The sequence below is a fragment of the Enterococcus sp. C57 genome (genome assembly GCF_040887305.1).
GTDB classification, from domain to species: domain Bacteria; phylum Bacillota; class Bacilli; order Lactobacillales; family Enterococcaceae; genus Enterococcus_B; species Enterococcus_B hirae.
Window position 1 is genome coordinate 1 of sequence record NZ_JBFOFP010000008.1, and the last position, 25397, is coordinate 25397.

Sequence of the window (25397 nt, forward strand, 5' to 3'; positions counted from 1 at the left end):
AACTTCATTTTTCAGAAGTGTTTCAGCAACTCATTTATCATAACTCATCGTTTGTTATTTGTCAACAACTTTTTTGAAGTTTTTTTCGATAGAATCAAGCTTCGTAAGCTATTGTTTTTTAACGACTCAGTTATCTTATCATGTGATCTCTCACACGTCAAGAACTTTTTGAAGTTATTTTTTATTTTTGTCAGAAGTTATTTAGTGATAACTTTTGAACAAATAATAATATACCAACTAAACCTTTAACGGTCAACGAATTTTTTGTATTTTTTCAAGTTTTTTTCATTGGACGATCATTTCTGTAATTTTAAAAATAATCATTCGTATTTTAATAGTTTTCCCGCGATATTACTCATCCCTTATTCTTTAATATTCGTTATAAATAAGAAAGATCGTTTAATCAATCCACTCAAATACAAGCAAGCAATTCCTTTATCTATGCCTCCACATAATAAATTTCTCGATTATCCTCGCCTTGCATTTTTTTACCGTACCTCATTATTTCAAAAAAGAAACTGACAAAAAGTGGTGTAAGTTTTACGCTATCTACTAGAAATAGAGTGATCCTTTGACTTCTCTCTTTTACTAGATTATAAAAAAAGAAGCCAAGAGTTCTTGGCTTCTTTTTTATTCATATTCACCATATCTAACGCATCGTTGGGAATAGCAAAACATCACGGATCGACTGTGCATCCGTCAATAACATAACTAAACGGTCAATTCCGATACCTAGACCGCCAGTTGGTGGCATACCATATTCTAAAGCTTCCAAGAAGTCTTCATCGACACCGTGTGCTTCATCGTTTCCTAGCTCACGTTCTTTTTCTTGGGCTTCAAAACGTTCTCTTTGATCAATTGGATCATTTAATTCGGTAAAGGCATTCGCAAATTCCCGACCAACGATAAACAATTCAAAACGATCGGTAAAGCGTGGATCTTCTGGATTCTTTTTCGCCAATGGAGATACTTCTACTGGATGTCCGTAAACAAAAGTTGGTTGTGTCAATGTTTCTTCCACAAAAGTTTCAAAGAACTCATTGATGACATGTCCTACGCCCATTGCTTCGGTCACTTCTACGTGATGCTCTTCAGCAAGTGCTAATGCTTCTTCTAATGTCATTTCTTTCCAGAAATCGACACCTGTTTGCTCTTTGATCGCATCTACCATATGGATACGTTTAAAGTCACTTTCCAAATCAACTGCTTGGCCATCATAAGTGATTTCTGCTGTACCAAGAACTTTTTGGGCTGCATTACGAATGATTCCTTCAGTCAAGTTCATGACATCCTGGAAATCTGTATAAGCGGTGTAAGCTTCTAACATCGTAAATTCTGGATTATGAGTTGTATCGATTCCTTCATTACGGAAAACGCGACCGATTTCGTAAACTTTTTCCATTCCACCCACAATTAGGCGTTTTAAATGAAGTTCTAACGCAATACGTAAGTATAAATCAATATCTAGTGCGTTATGGTGTGTAATAAATGGACGAGCTGCAGCACCACCGGCTTCATTGTGTAAGACTGGTGTTTCTACTTCAATATAGCCATTACCATCTAAGTAACGACGGATTTCGCTAATAATTTGGCTACGTTTCATGAAGCGATCAAAACTTTCACGGTTACTGATCAAATCAAGATAACGTTGACGATAACGTTGTTCGATATTAGTCAATCCATGGTATTTATCTGGTAGCGGACGTAAAGCTTTTGATAAAATAGTGATTTCTGATGCCTTGATTGAAACTTCGCCAGTATCAGTCTTCATGATTTCACCTGTTACGCCAAAGAAGTCGCCTAAATCAGCATGTTTGAATACATCATAGGCTTCATCACCTACTTGATCTTTACGTACATAAATTTGGATTTGGCCTTCACGATCTTGTAAGTGAGCAAATCCAGCTTTTCCTTTACCACGACGAGTGATCATTCGACCGGCTACACTTGCAGTTAGCCCCATCTCTGCTAATTCTTCTTTTGTTCTTGGATCAAACAATTCATGTAATTCTTCTGAATTGTGCGTACGTTCAAATCGTTTACCAAAAGGATCAATCCCATTTTCTCTTAATTGCTCCATTTTTTGACGGCGAACAAGCATTTGATCGTTTAAATCTTCTACTTGATGTTGTTGTTCCTGTGTCACAAAAGTTCCTCCATTCTCATGTTATTCTCTTTCCTATAATGCCAATGAAACACAAAAAAAGCAAGCCGAACTTAAAGTTCGACTTGAAAATTCACGAAAAACTTAGAAAATCACTGGATTATTTCACAGATACTTTTTCTGTTTTCTCTAAAAAGCGGTCAAGCAGTTCATTGATTTCTACTTGTTTTTCTGCTTGATTGATTGCAACTTTTACTTTTGCTGCTCGAGAGATTCCTTTTAAATAATAGGAAGCATGTGTCCGAAATTCTCGGCACGCAACAACCTCTCCTTTTAAATCGACTAAACGTTTCAAATGTAATTTAGCGGTCTCGATTTTTTCTCTTGGTGTTGGTTCAGGGATTAACTCCCCGGTTTCTAAGTAATGCTGGGTGCGATGGATCATCCAAGGATTGCCTAACGCTGCACGCCCGATCATTACACCATCCGCTCCTACGTATTCTAACATTCTTTTAGCATCTTCCGGAGTTTTGACATCTCCATTGCCCATAAATGGGATCTTGAGCTGACTTTTAACTTCTTTCAATACTTCCCAGTTTGCTTTACCTTCATACATTTGTACTCTCGTACGTCCGTGCATGGCGATTGCACTGGCGCCAGCTGCTTCAGCCGCTAAAGCATTTTGCACAGCAAAGACATGTTGTTCATCCCAACCGATTCTCATTTTCACAGTAACTGGTACATCAACGGCAGAAGAGACAGCTTGCACCATCTCATAAACTTTATCTGGATCCAATAACCATTTAGCGCCTGCTTCTGCTTTGATGATTTTGTTCACTGGGCAACCCATATTGATATCAATGATGTCAGCCGCTGTATTTTCTTGAACGAATTGGGCAGCCTCGACCAAAGTATCTTTGTTTCCACCAAAAATTTGCAAGCTTAGTGGATGTTCTGTTTCTTCGATATGCAGCATCTCTAATGTTTTCTTGTTTCTAAAATGGATTCCTTGGTCACTGATCATCTCACAGACGACTAATCCAGCACCGAACTCTTTGACGGTCACACGAAAAGCTGAATTAGTGATTCCAGCCATCGGTGCGACAACTACTCGATTGGGAATTTCAACATGTCCGATTTTCCATGTATGTTCCACTTATTTTCCTCCCAGCGCTTCTGCTTTTAGCTCGGATAATTCTGCTTCACTGTATTCATACTTGTTGTTGCAGAATGAACAAACGGCTTCTGCTCCGTGATCTTCATCAATCATCGCTTGGATTTCTTCTGCCCCTAAAGCAATAATTGCTTCCCCAAATTTTTCTTTTGAGCAATCACATTTGAATTGTACCGGCATTTTCTCTAAAATATTCAACTCACTAGTTCCTAGTAAACCTTCAAGAATTTTTTCAGGTGTTAATCCTTCGTCTAATAAAGTAGAAATACGTGGTGTCGTTTTTAATTGTTCTTCGATTTTACTGATAGTTTCTTCATCTGCACCAGGCATGATTTGGATCATAAATCCACCAGCTGTTTTGATACTGTCATCCGTGTTAACTAAAACGCTCAATCCAACTGCTGAAGGAATCTGTTCTGAGATTGCAAGATAATAGGTAAAGTCTTCCGCAATTTCTCCAGAAACAATAGGTGTTTGTCCCGAAAATGGTTCTTTCAAACCGAGGTCTTTAGTAACACTGAACATCCCTTGCGTTCCCACAGCACCACGCACATCAATTTTTCCTGCTTCATTCAAAGGTAGGCTCAAATGAGGGTTTTGGATATAGCCTTTGACTTCTCCTTTACCATTCGCATCTACCACAATCCCATTAGCCGGACCATTCCCTTGAATCCGCACAGTTAACTTGTCTTCGCCTTTTAGCGTCGAACCTAGTAAAAGTCCGCCAACAAGCGTACGACCTAATGCAGCCGATGATGTATGCCAAGTGTCGTGTCGTTTTTGGGCTTCTGCAACAGTATTTGTTGCTTGAACTGCATAAGCACGTACATAGCCATCATAGGCCAGTGCCTTGATCAAATAATCTTCCATTTATTTATGTACCTCTTTTCCGATTTTTAAATTCATAGTGAATCATACTAGTTACGCTGATAATTTTCAACTTATGAATGTTATCTTTTCTTTTATTTGCCTATTCTATAATAAAAAATAAAACAACTACTAAAAAAGAGCCACGACTTTTGTCGTAGCTCTCATTTTTTAGCGATTATTTCGGTTGATCACCCGAATCATCTGTTGAAGAAGTTTGATGTTCTTCTTCATTTAATTCTTTTTTCTCTTCTTCAAATTCTTTCTTATCGTGCTCAAAATCTTGCTTTTCTTCCGCTTGTTTTTCTGCGTCTTTTTCTTCCAAAGCACGTTTTGCTTCTTCAAAAGTTTGCGCTTCTTTTTCACTAGGATAGTTAGCAGATTCTGAACCTTCAGGCATAACACCTTTTTCAAATAAAGATTTGATTGCTTTCGCATCGAGTGTTTCAAATTCTAACAGTTTTTCAGCGATCAATTTATGTTGCGCTCGATGTGCTTCGATGATCTCATGCGCTTTTTGATGAGCTTCCATCAAAATCTTACGCACTTCTTGGTCAATTTCAAAGGCCACTTGTTCAGAGTAAGCTTTCGTTTGACCATAGTCACGACCAACGAATACTTGATGATTTCCTTCATATTGAACTGGACCTAAACGATCACTCATTCCATATTCAGTTACCATGCTTCGTGCTAAAGCTGTTGCTTGTTCAAAGTCATTAGAAGCCCCAGTTGATTGAACGTTGAAGATGATTTCTTCTGCTGTTCGACCACCAAGCAAACCAACGATTTGTTCAAACATATCTTCTTTTGTCATCAAGAATTGATCTTCTTTTGGTAAGGCGATCATATAACCACCTGCACGTCCACGTGGAATAATGGTAACTTTATGAACCACACGTGCCCGACTCAAGACTAAACCAACGATCGTATGACCTGCTTCGTGATAAGCCACCATTTCTCGTTCTTTTTTGCTGATTACGCGATCTTTCTTAGCTGGACCTGCAATCACGCGATCTTCTGCTTCATCAATATCTGAAGCATCGATTTTCTTCTTGTTACGACGAGCCGCAACTAAAGCTGCTTCGTTTAAGACATTTTCTAAATCTGCACCAGCAAAACCTGGTGTTTGTTGTGCCACGACTTTCAAATCAACGTCATCTGCCATCGGTTTGTTTCGTGCGTGAACACGTAAGATTGCTTCACGGCCTTTCACATCTGGACGACCAACTAAAATTTGACGGTCAAAACGTCCTGGACGTAAAAGTGCAGGGTCAAGTACATCTGAACGGTTTGTTGCAGCAATGACGATAACACCTTCATTCCCATCAAATCCGTCCATTTCAACTAGCAATTGGTTCAGTGTTTGTTCACGTTCATCATGTCCACCGCCCATGCCTGCGCCACGTTGACGACCAACAGCATCAATTTCATCGATGAAGATGATTGCTGGAGCATTTTTCTTCGCTGTTTCAAATAAGTCACGAACACGACTTGCCCCAACACCCACAAACATTTCTACAAAGTCAGAACCTGAAATAGAGTAAAACGGTACACCCGCTTCTCCAGCTACAGCTTTTGCTAACAATGTTTTACCAGTTCCTGGAGGTCCTTCTAAAAGAACACCAGCTGGGATACGTGCGCCTAACTCAACAAAACGTCGCGGATCTCTTAAGAATTCAACAACTTCAACCAACTCTTGTTTCTCTTCTTCTGCACCAGCGACATCCGAGAAGCGTACACGGTTCGCTTTTTTGTCTGCTTCTTTGGCTTTTGATTTACCAAAGTTCATGACACGGCCACCGCCGCCTCCGCCACCACCTTGTTGCCCCATCATCATATAGAAGAAGAACACAAGGATGATAATTGGTAAGAAGCTTAGCAATAAGGATACCCATACGCCACTGCTTGATTCTTCTTTGACTGTTGTAGCTACGTTATGTTCTTTCGCTAAATCAGTCACTTGGCTAAGTGTGGTATCGTTTGGCAAAATAATCGTTGTAAAGTGTGTCGTTTTTGTATCTGTCGATCCTAAGATAGCAAGTCCACCACTGTTAGAGACGGTTTGCTGTTCTTTATACTCTCCAGAAATTTTATATACACCATTTGCAGGTTGCACTTCAAATTCTTTGATTTTCCCTGCTTGTAATTGTTCTGTAAATTTTGTGTACTCGATATCTGACGATCGTTGGCCGTTATTACCAAAGATAAAATATACGACCATAACCATCGCTAAGATTACGAGGACATAATACAAGGCATTTTTCATCATGCCATTGTTTTTTTTGTTCATAGTTGCCCTCCCTATGCGTTATTTTAATTTAGCATTTTTTTTATCAATCCTGACCATTCTATTGTAACACAATTTATAGTAGATACAGCACTAATTTGATTGATAAACGCTAGGCTTCAATACACCGATGTATGGTAAATTACGGTAAGCTTCTGCATAATCTAATCCGTAACCCACTACAAATTCATTAGGAACATTGAATCCAACATAGTCTGCTTCAATATCAACTACTCTACCTTCTGGTTTATCAAGCAATGTGACAATTTTCACTGATTTTGCTTTACGGTATTTAAATAGATCAACCAAATAAGCGAGTGTTCTTCCACTATCGATGATATCTTCAACGATCAGTAAGTCACGGCCTTCAACATTGGTATCTAAATCTTTGACGATTTTGACTTCTCCTGATGAAACCGTTGCATTTCCATAACTTGAAACATCCATAAAGTCTATTTCCAAGTGAGCATCAATCGAACGTATGATATCTGCCATGAATGGAACAGCGCCTTTTAGAACACCAACAACGAGTGGATTATTATGCTTATAAGTTTCTGCCAATTCTTTGCCTAGTTCTTCACAACGAACTTGTATTTCTTCTCTTGTAATCAAAACTTTTTCAATATCCTTTTCTAACATCAGGTTCTCCTTCCAATTGCTTCTTTGTGATATTTGTAAAGAAGTATGTAGTGTATTTTATCAGTTTCTACACCAATACTCAAATAGGAATAGGTAAATGGGACCAAACTATAAATATTTTCATTTTGATCCCTCACGACCCATGCCTCTTTTCTTTGTGAATCAGGTACTTTGTTATCAATCAAATATCTGGATATTTTCTTTTTTAGTTTGCTATTTAGCTGGATACGCTCTCCTGCTTGTCTCTTTCCTACAAACAGTTCTTGATGTGAAGATAGCCAAAGATCATGAGAAAACTCGTCCCAATCATCTGCTTTTCTAGCTTCTTCGGCTGCTTCAGGTGTAAACAAGCCGATCCAGCAGCTTTCATCTAACCTGATGCGTTGATTCAACTCCAACTTATACGCCTCTGTTCGTTCTTGTATTGTTTTTGAGGGATCAGCTTTCTCTTGGATAAGATAGATTTTTTCATAGCTACGTTGCAGAACCCACCCTCGTTCAAGAGTAATTTTCCATTGGCCTTTTTTCTGTTGACACTGTTGTAAAATCAGTTGGATTTGTTTTTCTTTGATCACGATCGCTGTTTTTTCAAAAAAATGATCAAAGAATGCGTATAAGAAATAATAGCTTTCTTCTTCTGGCATCTCCGCTAATAGTTTCCAAGGAAAATGCACCCATTCGTTTTCTTCTACGACATTTTCCATCAAGACTTTCTTCATGTGTGTTTGAATCAATCGATCTGCCCATTGGATCTGCTGCGAAAAACGTTGAAAATGAACCATTGCTTGTGGATTTTCTTGTTTTAGTTGAGGCAGAACCAAATGACGAAGGCGATTACGTTGAACATCCAACTCTTGATTCGTATGGTCTTCAAAATAAACCAGCTCTCGCTCTGAAGCATATTGATATAATTGCGCCTTACTAAATCCTAGTAACGGACGAATCAATCGACCATTGGAGAAGGGTTGGGCTTCTTTGATCCCAGCATAGGTACTAAGTTGCCCCCCACGCAACAACTTCATTAAAACCGTTTCCATTTGGTCATCCCCATGATGTGCCGTCATTAGGCAGTCATAGCTGCCGCTTTGCATCTGCTTCGCAAACACTTGATAACGAAACTCTCGAGCCGCTGTTTCAATGCCCTTTTTTGTTGGCTTTTCCCAAACTTCCACTTGTAATGGGAGTTGATGTTGTTGACAATACTTCTTTAAATACGCAACTTCATGAACAGATTCTTCTCTTAATTGATGATTGATATGGGTCACTGCCAAAAAGAAACCCCATTTTTTTTGCGCTTCCATCATTAAATCCAGAAGAACCATAGAATCTACTCCCCCAGAAACCGCCAGTAGCGCTCTTGTTTTTTCATTCAAATAACCATTGATTTCACAATTTGTCAAAAAACGTTGTCTGATCTTCCTTGCGTCTTGTTCTTCTTCCATCGAATCACTTCCTTGTTCCTTCTCGGCTTCGATCAACCTACCATCAAAGATTCCAATGAAAAAAAGAGCGGACAAAAGTCTGCGACAATTGCCTGCTCTTAAGTTTTTGGTTAGCTGCGACGTCCGCCGCGTCCGCCACGTTTACCTTCTGTATTGCGCTTCAAGGAAGTCAATCGATCATCACTATCCTTTAAAAATGAACTCATTAATGAATCGAAGTCTTCTTTATGGTTATTAGAAGATTGACTGCGAGAAAAAGGTTTTTTCTGTGTTGAACGACCTCGATTATCGCGAGGATCTCTTTGTTGGTATTTTTTTGGACGCTTATCATCATCTGATTCTGTTGATTCCGCTGGTTTTGGTTGTGTTTGACGGATTGATAATCCAATTTTACCATCATCATTAACTGAGATAACTTTAACAGTTACTTCATCACTGACACTTAAAACATCATGAATATCTTTGATATAGCCATTTGAGACTTCACTGATATGAACTAGACCAGTTTTTCCAGCTCCTAAATCAATAAACGCGCCAAAATTTGTAATTCCTGATACTTTTCCTTGCAGTTTTGCTCCTACCTCGATTGACATAAAAAAAATGTTCCTCCTAATTATTAACCTATTTATAATACTGCTTATTTTGCAGTTGTTGAACTAGTTGTTTGGTCTGTGTCATCCGTATTTGATTCTAATACTGGATAAACCTGCTCGCCTTCTTTTGAATAAAAGTATTTGCTTCTCGCAAGTTTCGCCACATAGTCATCATCTTTCAATAATGAGACATCCTGTGTTAGCTGATCCACATCAGCATTGACTTGGCTTAATTCCGTATTTGCTTCAACTTTCAATTCGTTTAATTGATTCATTCTTTGCATATCACGAAAAATTTGAAAACCTAAAATTGCGAAAATGACCAAAGCACCTATAAAAATAACTGCTAATCGACGTCTACGAAAAATCAACTGGCGTTGTTGTTCTTGAAATTCGACATATTTTTTCTTTGCATACTCTGTATCTAAAGCAGCAATTTTGTTGCTTTTTTTTGTCACTTCTCTTCGCTCCAATCTTTTTTGATTGTCGTTTTCATTATACCAATATCATTGAGGGTTGTCTAATCTATTTCGTCAGTGTTTTGCTTGCGAATCTCCGAAATGATCGCATACATTTTTTGAGCATCTTCTTTTTTCGTTGACTCATGTAATTCATTGACTTTTACTTCCATTGTTTTGTTTCCAAATTGGATCTTCAATTGATCGCCTACCTTGACATCACTAGAAGATTTAGCCAATTTTCCGTTGATTTGAATTCTTCCTTTATCTGCCACTTCTTTTGCTACAGAGCGGCGTTTGATAATTCGAGAAATTTTAAGAAATTTATCTAATCGCATTAGGATTCCTCACTTTTATTTTTTATAAGTTTATTAAATCGTAAAATATTTTTTCCAAACGGTAACATCAACCATTCTCTAACCGTAAATAATTTTGTCCAGATCACAGCATTCACAAAGACGAACGCTCCGATTCCTACACCTGCTAAACTGGCAAAGAATGCAGAAGACCGATGAGCAACCGGTCCAAAAATCATCGTCAGTCCGCCATAATAAATCAGTAAGGCTAAGATCATCCATCCCAAACATTGAAGCAATTTACTTCCAAAGCGACGTTCTTTCCAGAACTGATTGATTTCACTAGTCTCCGTGTGGACAAAATACCATAGAGTGACAGCCAATCCTAGCAAAGTCGACAAACTAGCTCCTACTGTCCCTAGATAACCAGTTAGAAACGGGGTTGCCAAAGCTTTGGCTAACAGCCCCCAGCCTGCACCTTTCAAAGAGGGACGAAAAGAATTTTTACTTTGGGCAATACTTTGATAGGTTTGGATGATTGCTGTTAAAGCAATTGCAAAGACGAATAGCACCAACGCTGCATTCCCAGCGTAATCTTTAAATAGCGCATAGTTGATATACGGTAAAAGCATAGCTAGTCCTACAGAAGCAGCTAATGCTAAAGTCGTTGTTAACCGTAAATAGATTTTGGCAGTCTTTAGAAATTGACTATGCACAGCCGTCATCAAGTACTTCGTCAATGCAGGTAAAAAAGTCGCACTTAATGCAGTCGCAATCACTAGTCCTAATTGAACTAACGGTTGCCCACGATCATAGACCCCTTTTGCAATTTTTGCACTTTGTTCAGAAAGTCCATAAACTTGAAGCGCATTTTTTACAAAAAATGAGTCGATCAGCTGAAAGAAAATCAGCAGACCACTATAGATTGACACTAAGCCCCCTTCAACTAAAAAACGCCGGATCAATCGTTTGTCAGGTCGTTTCGTGACCGAAAAATGTCGAAAACTTAACGCTCCACCATGGATTTTTTGTTCATAATAGCGCAACACACCATAGGCACAAAGTCCCCCGATGACTGCACCACTCATAGCAGCAGTTCCTGTTTGGTAAACTGACCAGCCAAATAGTCGAAAAGCAAAGGCACTGAAAACGATGATCGCCACTCTCACAAATTGTTCAACGACTTGTGAAACAGCTGTCGGTTCCATCAAAAATCTGCCTTGGAAATTTCCTCGATAAAAAGATAGTCCTGGCATCAGTAAGAAAGTAAATGAAACGATTTGGATCAGCGGTCGTAATTGCTGATCCCCCATCATCCAAGCAATCCAACGGCTAAAGAGAAAAGTAAACAGCCACAGAACAATCCCTGTCCAAAAAACTAATGGATAAAGCCGTTGCAGTGCTTCTTTTCGCTGAATTGGATCTTTTCGTTCAGCGACATATTTTGAAATGAATTGCGGTAAACCAGACAACGCTAAAGTCATGGCAATCCCATAGATTGGGTATACTTGTTGGTATACATAAAATCCTTCATCACCAACTAAGTTTTGGAGCGGAATGCGGTACAGCGCACTTAGGACTTTTGCTATGAAAGAAGCAATCGTCAATATAAATGCGCCATGCATCACGCGACGCATCTCTTTATGGTCCAAAGTATTCGCTCCTTCCTAAGCAGTCAGATATTTTTGTTCACGTAATGCTTTGACAAAACGTTGGATTTCTTGCAACCAAACTGCTTCATCGGTCTTGTTAGGAACCGTTAGTCGAATCACCATTTTTTCTTTTTCTACACCTAAACTTGCTTTTAGTTTTGTTGCAGTCAAAGCTTCAAATAACTGTTCTACAGTATAGCGTTTTGTTCCTGCTTTACTTAAATTAAAGACGATAGTCTGCTGTTGCTTGCGAATTGTTTCAATCAAGGCGCGATCGCCATCCATTTTGATTTGGCCAATCGTTAAGAGATGTGCCACCTCTTCAGGGTATTCCCCAAAACGGTCTAAAAGATCATCTTCTAATTCATCAAGCATTTCTTGTGAATCAAGTTCCCTGATCCGTTTATAGATTTCAATTTTCTGTCTTTGGTCCGAAACATATTCTTCTGGCAAGTAAGCATCGACCCCAAGATCGATTTCAACTGCTGTTTTTTCCACTTGGTTGTTCTTTCCTTGTTTACGTAAAACAGCATCACTTAACATTTGCGAATACATGTCGAATCCGACAGCATCAATAAAGCCGTGCTGCTGCGCACCTAGCAGATTTCCTGCTCCTCGGATCGATAAATCCCGCATAGCGATTTTAAAACCAGAGCCTAGTTCGGTGAAATCTTTAATGGCTTGAAGACGTTTTTCGCTGACTTCATTCAAGATTTTTTGTTGTTCATACATGAAGTAGGCGTACGCCACTCGGTTGCTTCGTCCCACACGACCTCGTAATTGATAAAGAGTCGATAGCCCCATGTAATCAGCATTTTCAACGAAGAGCGTATTCGCATTTGGAATATCGACACCCGTTTCAATGATCGTCGTTGTGACTAACACATCATATTGTCCTTCAATAAAATCAAACAATGTATTTTCTAATTGTGCTTCAGTCATTTGACCATGCGCATAACCGATTCGTGCTTCTGGTACAAGTTCTTGGATTTCTTCCACTTTTTGTTCGATCGTCTCTACTCGATTATAGAGATAGAACACTTGACCGCCACGCCCCATTTCTCGATGGATAGCTTCACGGATCGCTCCAGGATTTTTTTCCATCACGTAAGTTTGAATCGGATAACGATTGGCAGGCGGTGTTTCGATCACTGATAAATCACGAACCCCGAGCATTGACATGTGGAGTGTCCGTGGGATCGGTGTCGCTGTCAACGTCAAGACGTCCACTTGGGCACGTAGTTGTTTCAAACGTTCTTTATGTTTTACACCAAAACGCTGTTCTTCGTCAACGATCAATAACCCTAAGTCACTAAATTCAATGTCTTTAGATAAGATACGATGCGTTCCGACTACGATATCGATTTGTCCAGTACGTAATTGTTCAATCGTTTCTTTTTGTTGTTTTTTCGTTCGGAAACGACTCAATAGACCTACATTTACTGGAAATCCTTCAAAACGTTCCAACATCGTTTCATAATGTTGTTGGGCGAGAATGGTCGTAGGAACTAAAAAGGCAACTTGTTTACTTTCCTTGACGGCTTTAAAAGCAGCTCGTAAAGCCACTTCCGTTTTACCGTAGCCAACATCACCAACGAGCAAACGATCCATCGGTTTTTCTTTTTCCATATCTCGTTTGATCTCTGCGGCACTCCGTAATTGGTCATCCGTTTCAGAGTATGGGAAGGCATTTTCAAATTCTTTTTGATACCCATCATCCGGTCCAAACGCATACCCTTTTTCTGATTCTCTGGCAGCATATAGTTTGATCAGATCATCTGCGATATCTTCAATTTTAGACGAAACCTTTCTTTTGGTTTTCGTCCATTCACTACTGCCTAATTTATTGATACGAGGTGCTTTTGATTCAGAAGCAACATATTTTTGGATCAAATTCAGCTGGGTAACCGGAATAAATAATTTATCGTCATTTTGATAAAGGATCGTCATGTAGTCTTGATGGACACCATCCACTTCTAACGTTTCCATCCCAATATATTTACCGATCCCGTGATTTGCGTGAACGACATAGTCGCCTGCTTTTAGTTCATTATAGCTTTTTAAACGTTCCGCATTCGTTACGGTTTGTCGCCGTGTTTGTTTCTTCGTCGTTTTTTGGAAAATTTCTTTTTCCGTAATTGCGACTATTTTCTCTTGAGGAAGTTCGAACCCTGTTTGCAGCGCCCCTTCCACTAGTTGCACTTGTCCTCTGATCAGTTTTTCTTTTTCGGTTTCCACGACTAGGATCTCTTCATCACGTAACATCTGCTCCGCTTTTCTAATCCGTTCTTTCGTAGGAATAAAGATGACTACTGTTTGTTCTTGCTTACGCCATCGGTCCATTTCTGTTTTCAATAATGGCATTTGACCGAAAAATTGTTGCATCGTACGATATTGAAAATTGTGAATCGCTTGAAAACGTAAATTCCCCATACCCTTTTGAAAAAGCGCAAAAAAAGTCGTCACAAATTTTTCTTTTTGAACTAATTTATGCACATCATTGACAAAGACTTGCTCTGAGAAGACACGTAATTCACTAATTTTTTGTGTGTGCCATTCAGCTGCTTCTCTTTCGATCTCCCGATTTGTTTCCATGATTCGTTGATAATCATCCACAATGAATAAACTACTTGTTGGAAAATAATCAAGGATCGTCGTTTCTTCTTGATAAAGAAGATCAGCATAAAGTTTCGCGTCTTCTGTCGGATTTCCTGCTTGCCATTGCGCGATCACTTGTCCAAAATAATCCTGCACGAATTGACGGTCTGTTTCTTCTGAAATCGTCGCTAGTTTATTTTCTAACAACTTTTCCAGTCGGTCGATCCCATGAAGTAAATCAGCTTGGTCGTAGACCTGTTCACTTGTCGGTGCGATCCAAATTTCTGTTACTTTTTCGATCGAGCGTTGAGTTTCTACTTCAAAATATCGCATGGAGTCAATCTCTACATCAAATAATTCGATACGTACGGGATGTTCGAGATTGATCGGATAGATATCAATGATGCTGCCACGAATACTATACTCTCCTGTTTTTGCCACCATCTCAACTCGTTCGTAGCCTAATAAAGTCAATAGACGAGGCAGATCGTCAACGGCTATTTCCTCTCCCGTTCGCCAAGTCAATTGGGCTTGTTTCCAAACTTTTGGACTGGGTAATCGTTTATGCAATGCTGCTACTGGTAATAAATAGACCCCTGGTTGTTTTTGTTGCAGGGCATTTAGTGTAGCAACTCGTTCTCTTCTTGCTTCTGGGGAAGAAAAAGCCATTTCCGCAGAAAGAACTTCATCTACTGGAAAAGAATGTATTTGTTCTGCTGGCAAAACATGTTGCAAATCTTCTGCTAGTTGATTCGCATAATACAGATTAGGCATTAATACGACTAAGTTTTTCTTTGTTTTTTTGAACGCTCGAGCAAAGAGAAGAGTTTTGGCTGAACCAGCTAAACCAGTGATCAATTGTCTTGGTGATTTTTCTTCTATCTGGTTGAGCCATTCCTTTACCTGTGGATCTTTACCAATTAATTGAACGATATCCATTTTTTTCCTCCTTCGCTAATTGAATTTGTTCATCGTATCGATAAACGAATGACCATCCAGCATAAACTCGAGTGCTGCCACTGACTGATCGATACTTGCTTCAATCAATGGTTGAACTTCTTTACTAAATGGGCTTAGCACGTGTTGAACAACAGTTTTGTTTCCTTCTGGTCGACCAATGCCTACTTTGATACGGTCAAATACATTCGTATTCAAGTGAGAAATGATACTTTTTATTCCATTATGCCCTCCAGCACTCCCTTTTTGGCGCAAGCGGATCTTGCCAGTTACAAGATCTAAATCATCATAAACAACAACTAATTCTTCCGGATAAATACCGAAATAAGTCATTAATGGTCCTACAGCACGACCAGATTCGTTCATAAAAGTTTGCGGCTTCACTAATAAGATTTTTTCTCCTTGATAGAAAAACTCTGCAACTTCCGCTTCAAATGTATTTTTTTTAAACACAGCTTGTTGCTTTTCAGCCATGCGATCAACGACCATAAAGCCGATATTATGTTTGGTTTGTGCATATTTGGTTCCTGGGTTTCCAAGCCCTACGATCATTTTCATTTGTTCTACCACCTAATTGAAAAAAGCAGCACAAAAGGCTGGAGCGCCCTAAAGCAATCCAGTCTTTGACTCATTTTTTCATTTTTTTACTTTCTACTATTAAGTATAACACACAAGTACCTGTTTCAACAAAAAGAGAATGTTTAACAAATGATAAAGAAATTAAAATTTTCTTCAAAGTCTAATAAATTAATAACCTTTTAAAAATAGTGAAATCACGCACATGTAAGCTTTTACATATAATACAACCTTGTTATCTGTTATATTTTATAGCCAAATAGCGTGACAGCGGGCTTGATAAATGTTAGCATAGGCATGGGAAAAAACAAAATCAATGGAAGGATTGATATATAATGACTGCAGCTGCAGAAAAAAAAGATCATCAAAAAGTAATTCTTGTTGGAGATGGCGCCGTAGGTTCTAGCTATGCCTTTGCTCTAGTTACTCAAAACATTGCACAAGAAGTAGGTATCGTAGATATCAACACAGCAAAAACTGAAGGAGATGCTATTGATTTATCACATGCTCTAGCATTCACTTCACCTAAAAAAATCTACTCTGCTACTTATGCAGATGCACATGATGCTGACTTAGTAGTTATCACTGCTGGTGCACCACAAAAACCAGGTGAAACTCGTTTAGACTTAGTAAATAAAAACTTAAAAATCAACCGCGATGTAGTAACACAAATTGTTGAATCAGGATTCAATGGTATTTTCTTAGTTGCTGCTAACCCAGTAGATATTTTAACTTACTCAACTTGGAAATTCTCAGGCTTCCCTAAAGAACGCGTAATCGGTTCAGGTACTTCACTTGACTCAGCTCGCTTCCGTCAAGCACTTGCAGAATTAGTTGATGTTGATGCACGTAACGTCCATGCTTATATCTTAGGTGAACACGGTGACTCAGAATTTCCTGTTTGGTCACATGCTAACGTTGCTGGTTTACAAATTTATGAATGGGTTAAAAACAATCCAGACGTTGATGAAGAAGCAATGGTTAACTTATTCTTTGGTGTACGTGATGCTGCTTACACAATCATTGAAAAGAAAGGCGCTACTTTCTATGGTATCGCTGTAGCCTTAGCACGTATCACTCGTGCCATCTTAGATGATGAAAATGCTGTACTTCCACTATCTGTATTTATGAATGGTGAATACGGCTTGAACGATATCTACATTGGTGCCCCTGCAGTAATCAACCGTCAAGGTATCCAAAAAGTTATCGAAATCCCTCTAAGTGACAGCGAACAAGATCGTATGGCTGCTTCAGCTAAACAATTAAAAGAAATCTTAGATGAAGCTTTTTCTAAATTAGACGCTGAATAATTAGAATAAATTTAACCACTTAATCAAGCAGAATGTCAGCATTCTGCTTGTTTTTTTTACTTAACGATCGTTAAATTTTTGCTAAATCATTTGTCCCCTTCGTCTTTTTTCTCAAAATATGCTATGATTAGTTCGTTATACGCTAAACTATCAAATAAGGAGCTGCCCGCATGACAAGATCTTCTCATCATAAAAAATCGAAATCGCTACACATTGGTCTATTAACTACGCTAGGCGTATTCCTCGCATTAATCGGCTTTTACGCTTACCGCAGTACATATTACACCAATCATTTTTTACCTAACACGGAAATTAATTCCATCAATGTAAGTAACCTGACCGTGCAACAGGCAAATGACAAATTAAAAGACACCTTTTCCAATAAAAAGCTGACGATTGAAGAAAATGGGAAAGTTTGGGAAGAGATCGCAAAATCTGAGCTTGGTTATAAAGATGACTTTTCAGCAGATTTATCTCGATTGTTAAACCAACAAAATGCTTGGTCATGGGGCATGAACTATGTTTCCGCTAGTGAAAAACAAGAAATTGATCCACAAGATACTGATCATCAAAAACTAGATGAAACGTTGGCTTCCACGACGAATAAGCTAACCGAATTAAATAAAGATCGGACACAGACACAAGATGCGACGATTGAAAAATCTGGTGACTCTTTCAAAATAAAACCAGAAGTAACTGGCGATACGATTGATGTGACAGCAGCTATCAACGCGCTGAAAACCAGTGTGAAGGATGGCAAAAACAAAATTGATTTAACTAAATTTCAAACAAAACCAAAAGTGACAGCGACCGATAAAAATTTAACAAAACAAGTCGATGAAATGAATGCCATTGCTAATATCAAAGGAACCTATAGTATCAACGGCAATACTTTCCAGATACCTCGTTCTGAAATTGCTAACTGGCTAACTTACACAGATGGTAAAGTTGATTTAGATACAACACAAGTTAAAAACTATGTAACAGGTTTAGGAGAAAAATATAACACAAGTACGAATGACACAAAATTTAAAAGTACAAAACGTGGTGAAGTAACGGTTCCTGTGGGTACCTATAGTTGGTCAATCAAAACTGATGCAGAAACAGAAGCTTTAAAGTCAGCCATTTTGGCAGGTAAAGACTTTACCCGATCACCAATTGTTCAAGGTGCCACAACAGCTGATCATCCTTTAATAGAAGATACCTATATCGAAGTTGATTTAAAAAACCAGCATATGTGGTATTACAAAGATGGTAAAGTTGCGCTAGAAACTGACATCGTGTCTGGAAAACCTAAGACCCCTACTCCAGCTGGTGTTTTCTATGTTTGGAACAAAGAGGAAAATGCTACATTAAAAGGAACGAATGATGATGGAACCCCTTATGCAAGTCCTGTAAACTACTGGATGCCAGTTGACTGGACCGGTGTTGGTATCCATGATTCCGACTGGCAACCTGAATATGGTGGCGATCTTTGGAAAACTCGTGGATCTCATGGATGTGTCAATACGCCACCAAGTGTCATGAAAGAATTGTTTGGCATGGTAGAAAAAGGTACACCAGTAATCATTTTCTGATAGCTTCAATAAAAAATGAATTCATAAAAAAACTGGTTTCTCAACAAAGTTTATCTTAAACTTTAGAGAGACCAGTTTTTTTACGTCTATCACTATCAAAGGGGGAATAACATGGACGATAAGTTACAAGCTAAAAAAACTTATTATCAACAGTTTCTTGGTTACACTGAGCAACAGATCTTAGAATTATCCGCCAGTATCGCAGACCAGCAAAAACTACTCGTCAAACCAGAGAATAATGAATTTGAACAAAAGATTTTAGTCAAAAAACTAGCTAGTGACAAGAGAAAAATGCAATCATTTTTAAATGGTGAGGGCCTCCTCCGTTCAATCCTTCAGCAACTGGATAATATTCATACTACGATCGCGAATCAAGATCAAAATAATTCGCTATGGAATAGTTTTTTTCGCTCATCATCCAATGAGTTGGCTAATCACCAGAAATTATTACATACATATGAACTTCTGTTTGAAGAAATAATGAAAGGATTATACAGCGATACACAAAAGGCGTCACCGTATAAAAAACTAGTGCCCAAAGAGAGGTACAGATAATGATTCAAGGATAAAATCAACCACTCTTAAAATAAATTACAATCCAATCTATCCATAAATAAACAACAGCTGGCTTTGATCCACAAGTTCTATTTTATAAAAATGAATCACAAGTATACTACGAAATGAAGCCGAAAAATCCTAAAATAGAAAACTATTTTAGGATTTTTCGGCTTCATACTCAATTTTAATTACTTCTATAACTCATTTTTTCATGTACACTAATTGATACTTCTACCTAAAATTTTTTTCTCACAAAACCAACGATCAAGCATAAGACAATCGCTGTCAATGCCCCCATTGAATCGAGCATGACATCTTGGAAAGACGGTGTTCGATCCCCTGTAAGCATCTGATGAAATTCATCTAACCCAGCATAACCGGTCGCCGATAACCAAGCTAAGACACTTGTTAACCACCAGATTTTCATTTTAGGAAAGACCCCTAAAAACAAACTACCACCTAAAATAAAATAAGACCCAAAATGAGCACCTTTTCGTAAGAAAAATTCAACGAATTTACCATAACCTAAATGATCTACACTCACTACACCATCGCCATAAGTAAAACGAATATTATCAAATACTTGTTTAAACGGATGATTGGGAAACCACTCTTCGATCCTGGAGACTTGGGATTGTTGTCCGTAAGTTTGCGATGAACTGTAAAATAAGAGAGCCATGATGAGTACTGCAATAACTAAATAAAAGTTGCCATTTTTCATTTGTTTTTTTATTGAATTCATAAGTCACCTCTGCCATTTATAATAGCTCTTTTTTTGCGAAACAACAAACTTTTCTTAGAGACTTAAATAAGAAAATAATGCTATACTAATTGTATTATAAATTGAAGGGAGCTTTTTCATGACATATTCACTAAATTGGGATCTTGATTCAATTTTTTCAGGTGGAAGTGATTCCCCAGCCTTAAATGAACGTTTAGAACAATTAGAAAAACAAATCAATACCTATTATCAATCCGTTAATCAGTGGGATCATTCAGTCAGTACAAATGATGAACTTACGACACTGATCAAACAACAAGAAACAATTACAGAAGGTTTTTCTCAATGTAATAGTTATATTACGGCTTTGTTATCTGCGAATGTCAAAGATACCCAAGCAAAGCTTTTATCAGGAAAATTATATGCACTATTACCACGTTGGCAATCCGCCGATACGATTTTATCGAAAAAATTTGCAGAAATATCTGACAATAATTGGCAAACATTGCTCCAAACAGATGAATTTTCTTTGATTGCTTTTCGTATGAATGAGATTCGCAGAGACGGTCATCGTTTATTGTCCGAAGCAGAAGAAAACATCATCAATACACTCTCATTAGACGGGCTGAACGCGTGGAGCAGTCATTACGACACAATTGTGGGAACAATCGTGATTCCATTTGAAGAAAATGGCAAGGTAACTGACTTGTCAGCAGGTCAAGCCTTCAATAAAATGATGGGTGATCCAGATCAACTCGTACGTGAAAAGTTATTTATTGCCTGGGAAAAAGCTTGGCAAGAAAAAACGTCTTTACTATCGGACACATTAAATCACTTAGATGGTTTCCGTTTATCAACCTATAAACTACATGGTATGAACGACTATTTACAAAAACCATTAGAATACAATCGTTTGAAAAAAGAAACACTTGATGTGATGTGGGCAACTATCCAAAAAAATAAACAACCGTTAGTTGATTACTTAACAAGAAAAGCCAATCTTTTCGGTAAAGAAAAAATGGAGTGGCAAGATCAAGATGCACCAATTATTTTAGGAGATCTAAAGGAAAAGACGTTTACCTTTGACGAAGCTGCCTCTTTTATCATTGAGAATTTCCAAAAATTCAGTCCCAAAATGGCAACCTTTGCACAATCTGCATTTGAAAAAAGTTGGATTGAAGCAGAGGATCGTCCGGGAAAACGACCTGGCGGGTATTGTACTGAGCTGCCAGAAACCCAAGAATCCAGAATTTTTATGACCTATAGTAACTCAGTCAATGAAGTAGCTACGCTAGCCCACGAATTAGGTCATGCCTTTCATAGTAGTGTCATGTGGGATCTGCCAGCATTGAACCGTGATTACGCAATGAATGTTGCAGAAACTGCTAGCACGTTTGCTGAATTGATTGTCGCTGATGCTACCTTAAAAGCAGCCAAAACGAAAGAAGAAAAAATCAATTTATTAGATACTAAATTACAAAATGCTTTGGCCATGTTTATGAATATCCATTCTCGTTTCATTTTCGAAAATCGTTTCTATTCTGCGCGACAAGAAGGACTTGTTTCAGAAGAAGAAATCACTCAAATGATGGTTGAAGCTCAAAAAGAAGGTTATCATGATGCCTTAGCTACTTACCACCCACACTTCTGGGCAGCTAAATTGCATTTCTTTATTGATGATGTTCCTTTTTATAACTTCCCTTACACGTTTGGCTATTTATTTAGTTTAGGTATTTATGCTTATGCAAACAAAAAAGGAACAAGTTTTGAGCAAGAATACATTGAGTTATTAAGAGATACAGCTTCAATGACAACCGAAGAACTTGCTCAAAAACATTTAGGTGTTGACTTAACGAAACCAGATTTCTGGCAAGCAGGCATCGATATGGTTTTAGAGGATATCAATAGTTTCATGACACTTTCTGAAGAATATGTACATTAATTGATCAAGCTAAATCATTACTAGATAAAATGATCGATTCATAAACAGTAAAAATAGCAGTTTTTTCATTCATTGGAAATCCTATTTTGACTAATAAGTCCAAATGAGCTAGAGAGAATAGTGATTGGTTTACACCAACCTTCTTCACTCTAGCTCATTTATTTTGGTTGCTTCGTCTCTCATTCCAAACATCCATGATCATTTTTTGTGAAAATCACCAATGTCCCCTACTATTTTATAGCTACATATAAACTTCATTCTTTACTCACTGATTGCATTACAGACTAAAAAAGACACGTTGTCAAAGGATATTGGTAAAAAGAAACCTTAGAATCATAGGGTATCATTTTTATACTTTTTAAACCATAAAAAAGATGTTGGTGAATTTCACCAACATCAAAAAGAATAGAGCCACAAAAAAATGAACAGGAAGGTTTCTCCTCCTGTTCATTCTATTTATTATTACATACTTACTGCAAAATCAGGTGTGTACCATTGAACTGAACCAACTTTAACATTTTCACCTGGTTGAGGTGCATGGATATATTGTCCGCCACCTAATGAAATAGCTACGTGATAAGTTCCGCCAGCAGAACCCCAGAATAACAAGTCTCCAGCTTTTGCTTGAGAAACTGAAATTTTTGTTCCAGCTGATTCTTGAGGTACTGTCCAACCACCGATGTCACGGCCAGTTACTTGTAAATATACATAGCGTGTAAATCCAGAACAGTCAAAGCCACTTGGATCTTTACCACCCCATACATATGGAGTACCAATATATTTGTAAGCTTCTGCTACAATCGCAGCGCCGTTCACACTACCAGAAGGATTTGGTGCTGGTGTTGGAGCAGGCGTTGGTGTAGGTGTTGGAGCTGGTGTTACAGTATTATTGTTATTGTTGTTATTTGTTGTACTGTTATTAGTGCTATTATTAGTGCTGTTATTAGTACTATTGTTTGTATTATTATTTACATTTGTATTAGAGCTGCTTGAACTGCTTTCTGTATTCGCAGGTGTTGACTCTTGTGTAGAAGATTCAGGAACTGTTGATTCTTCTGTTGAAGATGATTCAGTAGAAGAAGAGCCAGTTGATGAATTTTCTGTTGTTGTAGAAGATTCAGTAGATGTTGATTCTTCTGTTGTTGAAGACTCAGGAGCTTTTGATTCTTCACTTGAAGATTGTGCAGCTGATGAGCTTTCTGTTGTAGTTGATGCTGATGATGAAGCTTGTGTTTGTGCAGCTTGTGCAGCAGCTTGTTCACGTGCTTCTTTTTCAGCTTTTTCTTGAGCTGCTTGTTGACGAGCTTGTTCTGCTAAGCGAGCTTGTTCACGGATACGTGCTTGCTCTGCTTCTGCTTCAGCTTTCTTACGGTTCAAGTCAGCTTTCTTATCTTCTGCTGTTGCTTGTTCAGCAGCCAATGAAGTTTTCAAGACATTTAAGTCAGCTTGTTTTGCTAATAAATCGCCTTTTTGTGACTCTAAAGCAGCTTGGTTGTCAGCAAGTTCTTTTTGTTTTGCTTCATTTTCAGCTTTTTTCGCTTCTACTGCTTGTTTGTCTTCTTTTTGTTGTTGTACTAAGTCTTGGTTTGCTTTAACGATTGTAGACATTGCTTGGATACGACCAACAGCATCTGCTAATGAATCTGCATTTAACACAGCGTCAATATAGTTTGAACTAGTATTTTTTACTTGTGTTTCACGTGCTTGTTTTTGGATTGTTGCTTCACGTTTTTCAATACGTTCTTGTAAATCTTTGATTTCTTGTTTTAATTGAGCAGATTCTTTACGCAATGTATCTTGTTTAGTTAATAAATCTTGCGCTTTTGTGTTAATAGCAGAAACTTGACCTTCTAATGCTTCAATTTGTGATTGTGCACTTGCTTGTTGGTTTTGTAAGTCTGCAATTTTTTTGTCTTGTTGTTGTATCTGAGAATCAAAATCGTCCGCCGCGGCAGCGATCGGTGATCCTACGGCAGTTAAAGCGATTGAACTTAGCATTACCGCTGATAATAAACTCTTTTTCACTCTTCATTCCTCCGACTGGCTTAATTTAATAAATATCTAAATATATTTAAGTCTTTCTTAACGATATAAAAATTGTACCATAGCAGTATGTCAACGATATAATAGTTATGTTACAAAAACATTTCAAAATAAAATCTTAAAATGACAAACATGTAAGTTTCAATGATTATTCACAAAATATGACATTTATTTCAGAAATCAGTACAAAAAAAAGAAATTATTCATCACTGAATAATTTCTTGAATGGAAAAACAAAAACTGCGAATAGAATCATCGTTAATAATAAAGTTGGCCCAAGATATCTAGTAATAAAGTAAGTGTTATTTACAGATACTAATTTGAATATCAATTGTACAGCTAAAGTGAACAACTCATACCCCGTAACAAAAATAATCATACTAAAAAATTCTGTAAAGATATTAAAGTGGATATAAGAACTCATCGAATACATAATAAAGACCATCAGTGGTAATGCCACCGCATAGATCCCGATTACACCGATATAGTAGGTATCAAAGATTGCTCCAAGGACGACCGTTGTAATCAATAAATACCTTTTAGGAAATTTCATACTGCAAAACAGCAAAGCCAAAATGAGAAAATGGGCACTAGCCATGTATTGCCCATTTGACCACTCGACAAACATTCTAGTCAAATGCCCATCGATCAACATCAATAAGAACAATACAACTGGCAAGTAATATTTCATTGTATCTTTTTTCAGCATAGGTTAATCCTCCACCAGTCGTTGCACGATCGTCACAACTGGCAGATCATACATTCCAGCGTAAGGCTTAACATATACTTCACGATCCAAGCCATAACTATCTGGTTTGGTCTTGATGACTGTTCCGATCGGCAGATCTGCCGGTGAGTTCCCACCTAAGCCAGAAGTTTGAACGACGTCGCCTTCTTTGATATTCGTATCTCCAGTTAATTGTGTCACGACTAACGCTTGCAGTTTTTCGTCATAGTTTTTCAATAATCCAAACGCTTCTCCACTAGAAGAAGATACCCGAACTGGGAAATGATTCGAACTTTCATTTGACGAAGTCAGCAGCTCGATCTTAGAAGAAGTACGATTGACTTCAACTACTCGACCAATTAATCCTTTTTGTGCCATTACCGCCATGTTCACTTCAATGCCATCTTTTGATCCTTTATCAACGATCAACATATCTTGCCAAGTATCTGGTGAGCGTGTAATCACATTCGCCGTTACTTTTTCATAGTTAGTCAATGTTTGATTTAAGTTAAGTTCTTTCTTTAATGCTTCGATTTCTTTTTGGTCATTTTTATTTTTTAATGCTAATTCATCATAACTATCGATTTTCTCTTTTAATCGCTCATTTTCAGAATAAGTCGTGAAAAGATTATGGACTGAATCCACTCCATTTTCGACCCATCTTACGGGCGCAGAGATTGCACGGTCAACAAATGAAACACTGTCATTGACAAAAGACTGGAAGAAATTAGGTTTTCCTTCATTCGCTCGTTGCGCGGCAGTCACACTTAAGATTGTCACCACAATGATAACAATGATTAAGGTAATAATAATATTTTTATTAGGATTGAACTTCTTCACAAAGACACCTCGAATTAATTAGACTCTTATGGTCAA

General features: G+C 37.9%; 20 protein-coding genes. 4 read left to right on the forward strand and 16 right to left on the reverse strand.

Going from position 1 to position 25397, the window contains the following annotated elements; all coding sequences use genetic code 11:
• Window positions 1–649 precede the first annotated feature (649 nt).
• The 12 genes from lysS to pth form a co-directional block, all read right to left on the reverse strand.
• Window positions 650–2146, reverse strand: a complete 1497-nt coding sequence (lysS, locus tag AB5M32_RS10180; RefSeq protein WP_010720573.1) for a lysine--tRNA ligase — start codon at window positions 2144–2146, stop codon at window positions 650–652.
• A gap of 118 nt (window positions 2147–2264) precedes the next feature.
• Window positions 2265–3260 (reverse strand): tRNA dihydrouridine synthase DusB, encoded by a 996-nt coding sequence (gene dusB / locus AB5M32_RS10185; protein ID WP_034700012.1) that lies wholly within the window; start codon window positions 3258–3260, stop codon window positions 2265–2267.
• Window positions 3261–4148, reverse strand: a complete 888-nt coding sequence (gene hslO, locus AB5M32_RS10190) for an Hsp33 family molecular chaperone HslO (RefSeq protein WP_010720575.1) — start codon at window positions 4146–4148, stop codon at window positions 3261–3263.
• A gap of 175 nt (window positions 4149–4323) precedes the next feature.
• Window positions 4324–6435, reverse strand: a complete 2112-nt coding sequence (gene ftsH, locus AB5M32_RS10195) for an ATP-dependent zinc metalloprotease FtsH (RefSeq protein ID WP_063627630.1) — start codon at window positions 6433–6435, stop codon at window positions 4324–4326.
• Between the two features lie 90 nt (window positions 6436–6525).
• Window positions 6526–7071, reverse strand: a complete 546-nt coding sequence (gene hpt / locus AB5M32_RS10200) for a hypoxanthine phosphoribosyltransferase (RefSeq protein WP_010737292.1) — start codon at window positions 7069–7071, stop codon at window positions 6526–6528.
• Complete coding sequence (gene tilS / locus AB5M32_RS10205; protein ID WP_063627631.1) at window positions 7071–8513, reverse strand: tRNA lysidine(34) synthetase TilS; 1443 nt, start codon at window positions 8511–8513, stop codon at window positions 7071–7073. Before tilS ends, hpt begins: the two co-directional genes overlap by 1 nt.
• Window positions 8514–8623: 110 nt before the next feature.
• Window positions 8624–9106 carry a S1 domain-containing RNA-binding protein gene (locus tag AB5M32_RS10210; RefSeq protein WP_010720579.1) on the reverse strand — a complete coding sequence of 161 codons (483 nt, stop codon included), beginning with the start codon at window positions 9104–9106 and terminating at the stop codon, window positions 8624–8626.
• 44 nt (window positions 9107–9150) lie between these two features.
• Entirely contained in the window at window positions 9151–9564 is a 414-nt protein-coding gene (locus tag AB5M32_RS10215) for a septum formation initiator family protein (RefSeq protein WP_010737290.1), read from the reverse strand.
• A 62-nt stretch (window positions 9565–9626) separates the two neighbouring features.
• Complete coding sequence (locus AB5M32_RS10220; RefSeq protein WP_178287069.1) at window positions 9627–9902, reverse strand: RNA-binding S4 domain-containing protein; 276 nt, start codon at window positions 9900–9902, stop codon at window positions 9627–9629.
• The gene (locus tag AB5M32_RS10225; RefSeq protein WP_178287067.1) at window positions 9902–11512 is read right to left on the reverse strand and encodes an oligosaccharide flippase family protein; all 1611 of its coding nucleotides are present in this window, start codon (window positions 11510–11512) and stop codon (window positions 9902–9904) included. Before AB5M32_RS10225 ends, AB5M32_RS10220 begins: the two co-directional genes overlap by 1 nt.
• A gap of 15 nt (window positions 11513–11527) precedes the next feature.
• On the reverse strand, window positions 11528–15049 hold the full coding sequence (gene mfd / locus AB5M32_RS10230) for a transcription-repair coupling factor (RefSeq protein ID WP_178287065.1): 3522 nt from the start codon (window positions 15047–15049) through the stop codon (window positions 11528–11530).
• Window positions 15050–15064: 15 nt separating this feature from the next.
• On the reverse strand, window positions 15065–15625 hold the full coding sequence (pth, locus tag AB5M32_RS10235; protein ID WP_010720584.1) for an aminoacyl-tRNA hydrolase: 561 nt from the start codon (window positions 15623–15625) through the stop codon (window positions 15065–15067).
• 353 nt (window positions 15626–15978) lie between these two features.
• On the opposite strand from pth, the gene AB5M32_RS10240 reads away from it, so the two are divergent.
• The 3 genes from AB5M32_RS10240 to AB5M32_RS10250 all read left to right on the forward strand — a co-directional run bounded on the left by AB5M32_RS10240 (window position 15979) and on the right by AB5M32_RS10250 (window position 19085).
• Window positions 15979–16953, forward strand: a complete 975-nt coding sequence (locus AB5M32_RS10240) for an L-lactate dehydrogenase (RefSeq protein WP_005875171.1) — start codon at window positions 15979–15981, stop codon at window positions 16951–16953.
• A 170-nt stretch (window positions 16954–17123) separates the two neighbouring features.
• Complete coding sequence (locus AB5M32_RS10245) at window positions 17124–18530, forward strand: L,D-transpeptidase family protein (RefSeq protein WP_010720585.1); 1407 nt, start codon at window positions 17124–17126, stop codon at window positions 18528–18530.
• A gap of 111 nt (window positions 18531–18641) precedes the next feature.
• A complete protein-coding gene (locus AB5M32_RS10250; RefSeq protein ID WP_368024455.1) occupies window positions 18642–19085 on the forward strand; it encodes a hypothetical protein in 444 nt (147 codons plus the stop codon).
• A 238-nt stretch (window positions 19086–19323) separates the two neighbouring features.
• Here AB5M32_RS10250 and AB5M32_RS10255 read toward each other — a convergent pair whose 3' ends face one another.
• Complete coding sequence (locus AB5M32_RS10255; RefSeq protein ID WP_010720587.1) at window positions 19324–19830, reverse strand: VanZ family protein; 507 nt, start codon at window positions 19828–19830, stop codon at window positions 19324–19326.
• A gap of 118 nt (window positions 19831–19948) precedes the next feature.
• Between AB5M32_RS10255 and AB5M32_RS10260 the strand changes: the two genes are divergently transcribed.
• Window positions 19949–21751, forward strand: coding sequence for a M3 family oligoendopeptidase (locus AB5M32_RS10260; RefSeq protein WP_178287064.1), 1803 nt, complete (start codon window positions 19949–19951; stop codon window positions 21749–21751).
• A gap of 462 nt (window positions 21752–22213) precedes the next feature.
• Here the strand turns inward: AB5M32_RS10260 and AB5M32_RS10265 are convergent, their stop codons facing one another.
• The 3 genes from AB5M32_RS10265 to mreC all read right to left on the reverse strand — a co-directional run bounded on the left by AB5M32_RS10265 (window position 22214) and on the right by mreC (window position 25361).
• Window positions 22214–23776 carry an NlpC/P60 family protein gene (locus AB5M32_RS10265; RefSeq protein WP_063627634.1) on the reverse strand — a complete coding sequence of 521 codons (1563 nt, stop codon included), beginning with the start codon at window positions 23774–23776 and terminating at the stop codon, window positions 22214–22216.
• Window positions 23777–23993: 217 nt separating this feature from the next.
• Complete coding sequence (gene mreD, locus AB5M32_RS10270; RefSeq protein ID WP_010737284.1) at window positions 23994–24503, reverse strand: rod shape-determining protein MreD; 510 nt, start codon at window positions 24501–24503, stop codon at window positions 23994–23996.
• Between the two features lie 3 nt (window positions 24504–24506).
• Window positions 24507–25361, reverse strand: coding sequence for a rod shape-determining protein MreC (mreC, locus tag AB5M32_RS10275; protein WP_010720591.1), 855 nt, complete (start codon window positions 25359–25361; stop codon window positions 24507–24509).
• Between the last annotated feature and the right edge of the window lie 36 nt (window positions 25362–25397).

Excerpts from the sequence above, each read along its gene's own strand:
- hslO (WP_010720575.1), bottom strand. The coding sequence starts at position 4,148 with ATGGAAGATTATTTGATCAAGGCACTGGCCTATGATGGCTATGTACGT.
- ftsH (WP_063627630.1), bottom strand. The coding sequence starts at position 6,435 with ATGAACAAAAAAAACAATGGCATGATGAAAAATGCCTTGTATTATGTC.
- hpt (WP_010737292.1), bottom strand. The coding sequence starts at position 7,071 with ATGTTAGAAAAGGATATTGAAAAAGTTTTGATTACAAGAGAAGAAATA.
- tilS (WP_063627631.1), bottom strand. The coding sequence starts at position 8,513 with ATGGAAGAAGAACAAGACGCAAGGAAGATCAGACAACGTTTTTTGACA.
- AB5M32_RS10210 (WP_010720579.1), bottom strand. The coding sequence starts at position 9,106 with ATGTCAATCGAGGTAGGAGCAAAACTGCAAGGAAAAGTATCAGGAATT.
- AB5M32_RS10220 (WP_178287069.1), bottom strand. The coding sequence starts at position 9,902 with ATGCGATTAGATAAATTTCTTAAAATTTCTCGAATTATCAAACGCCGC.
- mfd (WP_178287065.1), bottom strand. The coding sequence starts at position 15,049 with ATGGATATCGTTCAATTAATTGGTAAAGATCCACAGGTAAAGGAATGG.
- pth (WP_010720584.1), bottom strand. The coding sequence starts at position 15,625 with ATGAAAATGATCGTAGGGCTTGGAAACCCAGGAACCAAATATGCACAA.
- AB5M32_RS10240 (WP_005875171.1), top strand. The coding sequence starts at position 15,979 with ATGACTGCAGCTGCAGAAAAAAAAGATCATCAAAAAGTAATTCTTGTT.
- AB5M32_RS10245 (WP_010720585.1), top strand. The coding sequence starts at position 17,124 with ATGACAAGATCTTCTCATCATAAAAAATCGAAATCGCTACACATTGGT.
- AB5M32_RS10250 (WP_368024455.1), top strand. The coding sequence starts at position 18,642 with ATGGACGATAAGTTACAAGCTAAAAAAACTTATTATCAACAGTTTCTT.
- AB5M32_RS10255 (WP_010720587.1), bottom strand. The coding sequence starts at position 19,830 with ATGAATTCAATAAAAAAACAAATGAAAAATGGCAACTTTTATTTAGTT.
- AB5M32_RS10260 (WP_178287064.1), top strand. The coding sequence starts at position 19,949 with ATGACATATTCACTAAATTGGGATCTTGATTCAATTTTTTCAGGTGGA.
- mreD (WP_010737284.1), bottom strand. The coding sequence starts at position 24,503 with ATGCTGAAAAAAGATACAATGAAATATTACTTGCCAGTTGTATTGTTC.